This window comes from uncultured Caulobacter sp., from assembly GCF_937900395.1.
Lineage (GTDB): Bacteria > Pseudomonadota > Alphaproteobacteria > Caulobacterales > Caulobacteraceae > Caulobacter.
Window position 1 is genome coordinate 1 of the sequence record NZ_CALCDX010000007.1, and the last position, 6,201, is coordinate 6,201.

The window sequence follows — 6,201 nt, forward strand, 5'->3', positions numbered from 1 at the left end:
CCAGGGCGTAGGACGTCGAGTTGTTGTAGGTCCGGATCGCGAAGTGGTTCGGCAGCACCAGGAAGGCCGGGCCCGCCGCGCCCGCGGGCAGGATCAGGCCGGCCGGCTGGGCCGCGTCCGTCGCCGTCCAGGGCAGGCCGTCGGCGCGGCGAACGCCCTTCTCCTCCCACCAGGCGGGGATCTCGCGCGGTCCTTCGGCTAGGCCATAGTCGAAGCCGGCCGGCAGGATCACTTCCTTGGCCCAGCCCACGCCGGGCTTCCAACCGCCCTTGACCAGCAGATTGGCGGCCGAGGCCAGGGAATCGGCGTCCGAGCCCCAGATGTCGCGCCGACCGTCGCCGTCGAAGTCGACGGCCGTGGCGCGGTAGCTCGACGGGAGAAACTGGGTCTGACCCATGGCTCCGGCCCAGGAACCCTTCAGTTGCTCGCGGGTGTCCTCGCCCGACTCGATGATCTTCAGGGCGGCGATTAGTTCGCCTTCGGCCCAGGCGCGTCGGCGACCGTCGTAGGCCAGGCTGGCCATCGAGCGGACGACGTCAAAATCGCCCTGCAGCTTGCCGAACGCCGACTCCATGGCCCAGACGGCCAGCAAGATGTCGCGCGGCACGCCATAACGCGCCTCGATCTGCGGCAGGAAGGCCAGCTGCTCGCGCTTAGCGCGGCCGATGGCGATGCGGTCGTCGCTGATCACGCCGGCGATATAGGCGCCCACGGGCTTGGAGAACTCCGGCTGCCGGCTGTCCAGGCTGATGACTCTGGGATTGGGCGTGACGCCAGAGAGCTCGCGATCGAACACCTGCGGCGAGACCCCGGCGGCGATGGCGCGGGGCCTGAAGTCCGACAGCCAGGCGTCGAACGCCAGAGTCTCGGTGTCAACGGGCGTCGGCGGGGCGGCGGAGGGCGTCTGCGGCGCTTGGGATTGCGGCGCGGTTTGGGGCGCCGGCGCCGGGGTCATCGGCGGATGCGGAGCGGTCTCCGCGCAGCCAGCAAGGAACAGGACAAGAAGGACGCGACGATCAAGAGCCATGCGAGGGAAGCTACCGGCGTTCGGAGGATGGGTTCAATCACAAGCGCGCGGCCCGGGGTAAGTTCCCTCAAACGTGCGTGAGAGCCTTGGAGCGCATTGACTCAAGCGCCCGTCGCACTTATACGCACCGCCTCCGAAACACCCGGATGTTCCGGCCGCTCTCTTGGCGCGCCCGAACCTCTCCGCTGAGTACAGAGACGGTCATGAAGGTTCGCAGCTCGCTGAAGTCGCTGAAGGGTCGCCACCGCGACTGCAAGATGGTCCGCCGCAAGGGCGTCATCTACATCATCAACAAGACCGACCCGCGCTTCAAGGCCAAGCAGGGCTGATGACGGCTGCCGCGTCTCCCAGAGCCGTTCTCTGGGATGTCGGCAATGTCATCGTGCGCTGGGATCCCCGCGCACTCTACGCGAAGATTTTCAAGGAACCGGCCGATATCGACCGGTTCCTTTCGCATGTCTGCACCCTGGATTGGCACGTCGAGCACGATAAAGGCGTCGACTTCGCCGAGAACGCCGCGCCGCTGATCGCGCGCTTCCCCGAACACGAAGCCGAGATCCGCGCCTGGGATCACCGTTTCGACGAGATGCTGTCGGGGCCTATTCCTGAAACCGCCGCGGTGATCGAGGCCCTTGCCGCGCGCGACGTGCCGCAGTTCGCCTTGACCAACATGCCGCAAAGCAAGTGGCCGGGCGTCCAGGCGATCTCGCCCGCCCACTTTGGCCTGTTCCGCGACGCGATCGTCTCGGGCGACGAGAAGGTCATCAAGCCTCACCGCCGAATCTACGAGATCGTGCTGGAGCGGACCGGCCTTGAGGCCAGCGATCTGTTGTTCATCGATGACAGCGTCGCCAACATCGCCGCGGCTCGGGAGCTCGGCTTCCACACCCACCACTTCACCGACCCGGGCCAGCTGCGCGGCGCGGTCGAGGCGCACGGCCTGATCTGACAGGGCTCACCGCCTCGCATGGCGCGTTAGACCGAAGACGCCTATCTGGGGCGCGGTGTAGCGATGCGGAGCCTCCTCATGAATGTCTCGATGATCGGCCTCGGCGCCATGGGCGCGGCCATGGTCCGCAACCTCCTGGCCAAGGGCGTGAAAGTGACGGTCTGGAACCGCTCGCGCGCCATTGTCGACGAGCTGGCCGCCGAGGGCGCGATCCCCGCCGCTGATGTCGATGAAGCGTTCAAGGCCGACGTCGTGCTCACCATGCTGGCGCACGACCAGGCGGTGAAGGACGTGCTGCTCGACAGCGGCGTCCTGGCCCGCGCGCGCAAGGGCGTGGTCCACGTCAACCTCGCCACCATCTCCACCGCCCTGGCCGGCGAGCTGGCCGCGCTTCACGCCGAGCTCGGCCTTGGCTATGTCGCGGCCCCGGTGTTCGGACGGCCGCCGGTGGCCCAGGCCGGCGGGTTGAACGTCTTGGCCGCCGGCGCGCCCGACGCGATCGCCACCGCCATGCCGATCCTGGAGCAACTGGCCGCCAAGGTCTGGCCGCTGGGCGAGGATCCCGTCCGCGCCAACGCCCTGAAGCTGGCCGGCAACTTCATGATCGTCTCGGCCATCGAGTCGATGGGCGAGGCCGTGGCGCTGGGCGAGGCCTATGGCGTGCCCGCGCCGGAGCTCTTGGACATGCTGAGCAGCACCCTGTTCGCCGCGCCGATCTACAAGATCTACGGCGCCATGATCGCCGAGCGCCGCTATACCCCGCCCGGCTTCGCCGCGGAGCTGGGCCTGAAGGACGTGCGCCTCGTGCTCGACGCCGCCGAGGCCAAGGGCCTGTCGATGCCGCAGGCCGATCTGGCCGAGGCGAGCCTGGAGATGCTGCTGGGCGGCGAGGACCAGGATCTCGACCTAGCGGCCCTGGCCGAGGTGGCGCGAGGGCGTGTGGAAGGAAGGTAGTGGACGGCCGCTGAATCGCGCTTCCCAGCGGCGCGGCTTCGAACTAGGTTCCGCGCCTCCGATTTCCAGCCTTTCCGCGAGACCGCCCCATGGCCGACGACGCCATTCCCCACGCCGACGTCCTGAACTCCACCGCCCAGAACCAGCTGAAGTCGATCATCGAGCGCGTCGAACGCCTCGAGGTCGAGAAGACCGAGATCATGGAGCAGATGAAGGAGGTCTACGCCGAGGCCAAGGGCAACGGCTTCGACGTGAAGATCCTCAAGAAGGTCGTCCGGCTGCGCAAGCAGGACCGCGCCAAGCGCCAGGAAGAGGACGCGATCCTCGACCTCTATCTCTCGGCCATCGGCGAGATTTAAGAATGCGTCCCTCTCCCAGAGGGAGAGGGAAGGACCCATCGCTGAGCGATGGGAAGGGTGAGGGGGTTCGGCGGCTGACGTCTTATCCCCTCACCCCTACCCCTCTCCCCATGGGAGAGGGATCGCGCTAGCGTTCCCGGTATGCGCGCCAAGCCGCCCAACCCCAAGGAACAAGCCAAGCGGGCCGCGCTGAACGCCCTCAAGCGCGCTCGCCGCGCGGCCGAGAAGTCGGGCGTCGAGCTCTCCGAATGGGAGGGCGAGTTCCTGACCAGCGTCGCCCAGCGCGTCGAGACCTATGGCCGCGCCTTCGCCGACCCCGAGAAGGGCGCGCGGGGCCAAGCCCTGTCGGGCAACCAGGCCATCAAGCTCAAGGAAATCGCCGCCAAGGCCAAGGGTGACAAGACCAAGGGCGACGGGGCCGCCGACGCCAAGGGCGCCCGCAAGCCGATGCGCCGGGGCGGCGGCTTCGGACGCGGTCCACGCCGCGAAATAGCGCGTCCGGAGGACGACGAATGATGGTCGCCTCGGAAGAAGCTTGAGCATAACCCGGATGGCGTGTGTCGTGATTTTCGACGCCACCCTAAATAATTCCCAAAAGGCTTACCAAAAACCGCCGTTCGCCCCGTCGCGTTAAGGCCTTGGTAATCATACGCCCCGAAAATACAAACGATTGTAATGGTTTAAAGTCTTAATGGACGTGGGGTTCCGGGTCGTGTGCTCACGGCGGCCCGCCCTCGATGCGCACGGGCCCTTGGGCCTGGCTCGGCGCAGAGCGAACCCTGCCATTCGCTGGATTAGGGACTATGGCGACCACCTATCAGATGCTGATGCGCCGCAAGTCGGAGCTCGAAAACCGCATGATCGAGGCGCAGCGACGCGCCCAGGCGCCGTTCGAAAGCGAGCTGCGCGCCATCGTGCTGGCGCTCGACGCCCTCAAGCAGGCCGGCATGGCCGAGCGTCTGTCGTCGGGTGAGCCGGCGCCGTTCGCCGCGCCTCAGCCCAGCCGTCGCGGCCGCCGCGGTCGCACCACGCGCGACATGATCCTGATGGCCCTGGCCCAGTCGCCGGGCCTCAACGAAGCCGAGATCGCCCGTCAACTGGACCATCGCTGGAGCCGCCCGGTGACGCCGACGGCGGTCGGTCGCGAGCTGGAAGCGATGGCCGCCGAAGGCCTGACGCGCCGCTCGGGGCCGGGCTGGATCCGCCTGGACCTGACGGCCGCCGAAGCGCCGCGCGCGGACGCCGAGGACGAAGAGCGTCTCAGCGTGGCGGCGGGGCACTAGGCTTTTCCGCGCTTCCTGCGGGAAGACGACACAATAGCCCGACCTCCCCGGCGAATGCCGGGGCCCAGATGCAAGAGCGCCCGCGTCCTGGAGGGGATCGCGGGCTTTTTTGCATGCGCCTCAGAGCTATACGATCTGGGTCCCGGCATTCGCCGGGAAGGTCGGATTAAAGAGCGCTAAGCCTTTTACCGCCGCGGCATCTTCCCCACCGGCCGGGCCGGCTTCAGAAGACTTTTCAGCCGCTGTTCCCGCGAGACGGGGCGGAACATCATCAGCGGCGCGGGCGCGCGGCCTTGCGGCGCTTGGTCGGTGTCGGTGGGACGCATGGTCAGCCGGCTTCCTTGAGATCAACTTCGATGCCCTGCTCGCGGACCTTGCGGTACAGGGTCGAGCGGCCGATGCCGAGGCGGCGGGCCACCTCGCTCATGTGACCGGCATAGACGTCGATGGCGTGTTGGATCAGGTCGCGCTCGATCTCCTCGAGCGTGCGCAGGTGACCGCGCTCGTCGAGGATGCGCACCGGCGCTTCGGCCGCCGGGGCGGCCATGGCGGCGTGGGCGGCCTGCAGCATGGCGGCGGCGGTCGGCGGCGGAGTCGGGGTCGCGGCCTCCAGCGGCGCGGCCTGGCCCGAGATGGCCGGGAAATCGTAGGGCTGCAGATAGGGCGCGTCGGCCAGGACGATGGCGCGATAGACCGCGTTCTCCAGCTGGCGGACGTTGCCCGGCCAGTCGAAGGCGGTCAGCAGCTGCAGCGTCTCGGGCGCGGCGCCGATGACGCGCTTGCCTTCCTCGACATTGAAGCGGCGGATAAAGGCCTCGACCAGGGCCGGGATGTCCTCGCGACGCTCGCGCAGGGACGGGGCCTCGATCGGGAAGACGTTCAGGCGGTAGTAGAGGTCCTCGCGGAACCGGCCCGCCGACACGGCCTGGGCCAGGTCGCGATTGGTCGCCGAGACGATGCGGACATCGACCTTGATCGAGCGCTTGGAGCCGATCGGGTCGATCTCGCCCTCCTGCAGGGCGCGCAGAAGCTTGACCTGCATGTCCAGCGGCAGCTCGCCCACCTCGTCGAGGAACAGGGTGCCGCCGTCGGCTTCCTTGAACTTGCCCAGATGCTTGTCGGTGGCGCCGGTGAAGGATCCCTTCTCGTGGCCGAACAGGATCGACTCCACCAGGTTTTCCGGGATGGCGCCGCAGTTGACGGCCACGAACGGCTTGCCGGCGCGGTCGGACGAGCCGTGCACCGCGCGGGCGATCAGCTCCTTGCCGACGCCGCTTTCGCCGGTGATCAGCACGGGAATGGCGCTCTTGGCCGCGCGCTCGCCCATGCGCTTGACCAGGGTCATGGCCGGCGAGGCGCCGATCAGGTCCGCGAAGGTGGTCTTGCCGACGGCGCGCTTGGTCAGCCGCTCGACCTCGCCCTTCAGGTCGCCCATCGACAGGACGTTGCGGATCGAGACGGTGATGCGTTCCGGGCTGGCCGGCTTGATGAAGAAGTCGCTGGCCCCGGCCTGCATGGCCTTGACCACGGTGTCGACGCCGCCGCTGGCGGTCAGGACGATGACGGGCTGGGAAAAGCCGCGCGCGCGCATCTCGGCCAGGGCGTCCTGGCCGGACAGGCCGGGCATGA

At 68.1% G+C, this 6,201-nt stretch carries 9 protein-coding genes; 6 read left to right on the top strand and 3 right to left on the bottom strand.

Features of this window, described 5'->3' with window-relative positions; all coding sequences use genetic code 11:
• On the bottom strand, positions 1 to 1,027 hold a 1,027-nt coding region (locus Q0379_RS00430; protein WP_299002937.1), incomplete at its 3' end, for a lytic murein transglycosylase.
• 203 nt (positions 1,028 to 1,230) lie between these two features.
• On the opposite strand from Q0379_RS00430, the gene ykgO reads away from it, so the two are divergent.
• The 6 genes from ykgO to Q0379_RS00460 all read left to right on the top strand — a co-directional run bounded on the left by ykgO (position 1,231) and on the right by Q0379_RS00460 (position 4,572).
• On the top strand, positions 1,231 to 1,356 hold the full coding sequence (gene ykgO, locus Q0379_RS00435) for a type B 50S ribosomal protein L36 (RefSeq protein ID WP_004616427.1): 126 nt from the start codon (positions 1,231 to 1,233) through the stop codon (positions 1,354 to 1,356).
• A complete protein-coding gene (locus tag Q0379_RS00440) occupies positions 1,356 to 1,976 on the top strand; it encodes an HAD family phosphatase (protein WP_299002940.1) in 621 nt (206 codons plus the stop codon). Before ykgO ends, Q0379_RS00440 begins: the two co-directional genes overlap by 1 nt.
• 78 nt (positions 1,977 to 2,054) lie before the next feature.
• Positions 2,055 to 2,930 (top strand): NAD(P)-dependent oxidoreductase, encoded by an 876-nt coding sequence (locus tag Q0379_RS00445; RefSeq protein WP_299002943.1) that lies wholly within the window; start codon positions 2,055 to 2,057, stop codon positions 2,928 to 2,930.
• An 89-nt stretch (positions 2,931 to 3,019) separates the two neighbouring features.
• Positions 3,020 to 3,289, top strand: coding sequence for a DUF2312 domain-containing protein (locus Q0379_RS00450; protein WP_066684399.1), 270 nt, complete (start codon positions 3,020 to 3,022; stop codon positions 3,287 to 3,289).
• A 141-nt stretch (positions 3,290 to 3,430) separates the two neighbouring features.
• The gene (locus tag Q0379_RS00455; protein ID WP_299002948.1) at positions 3,431 to 3,805 is read left to right on the top strand and encodes a hypothetical protein; all 375 of its coding nucleotides are present in this window, start codon (positions 3,431 to 3,433) and stop codon (positions 3,803 to 3,805) included.
• Positions 3,806 to 4,092: 287 nt separating this feature from the next.
• Positions 4,093 to 4,572, top strand: a complete 480-nt coding sequence (locus Q0379_RS00460) for a hypothetical protein (RefSeq protein ID WP_299002951.1) — start codon at positions 4,093 to 4,095, stop codon at positions 4,570 to 4,572.
• Between the two features lie 185 nt (positions 4,573 to 4,757).
• On the opposite strand, the gene Q0379_RS00465 is transcribed toward Q0379_RS00460, so the two are convergent.
• Both Q0379_RS00465 and Q0379_RS00470 read right to left on the bottom strand, forming a co-directional pair.
• Complete coding sequence (locus Q0379_RS00465) at positions 4,758 to 4,844, bottom strand: hypothetical protein (RefSeq protein WP_299002957.1); 87 nt, start codon at positions 4,842 to 4,844, stop codon at positions 4,758 to 4,760.
• A gap of 56 nt (positions 4,845 to 4,900) precedes the next feature.
• Positions 4,901 to 6,201 (bottom strand): sigma-54 dependent transcriptional regulator (locus tag Q0379_RS00470; RefSeq protein WP_299002954.1); only part of this gene is annotated, 1,301 nt, incomplete at its 5' end.

Bases quoted from the DNA above. Each gene is read 5' to 3' on its own strand.
- ykgO (WP_004616427.1), top strand. From the start codon at position 1,231: ATGAAGGTTCGCAGCTCGCTGAAGTCGCTGAAGGGTCGCCACCGCGAC.
- Q0379_RS00440 (WP_299002940.1), top strand. From the start codon at position 1,356: ATGACGGCTGCCGCGTCTCCCAGAGCCGTTCTCTGGGATGTCGGCAAT.
- Q0379_RS00445 (WP_299002943.1), top strand. From the start codon at position 2,055: ATGAATGTCTCGATGATCGGCCTCGGCGCCATGGGCGCGGCCATGGTC.
- Q0379_RS00450 (WP_066684399.1), top strand. From the start codon at position 3,020: ATGGCCGACGACGCCATTCCCCACGCCGACGTCCTGAACTCCACCGCC.
- Q0379_RS00455 (WP_299002948.1), top strand. From the start codon at position 3,431: ATGCGCGCCAAGCCGCCCAACCCCAAGGAACAAGCCAAGCGGGCCGCG.
- Q0379_RS00460 (WP_299002951.1), top strand. From the start codon at position 4,093: ATGGCGACCACCTATCAGATGCTGATGCGCCGCAAGTCGGAGCTCGAA.
- Q0379_RS00465 (WP_299002957.1), bottom strand. From the start codon at position 4,844: ATGATGTTCCGCCCCGTCTCGCGGGAACAGCGGCTGAAAAGTCTTCTG.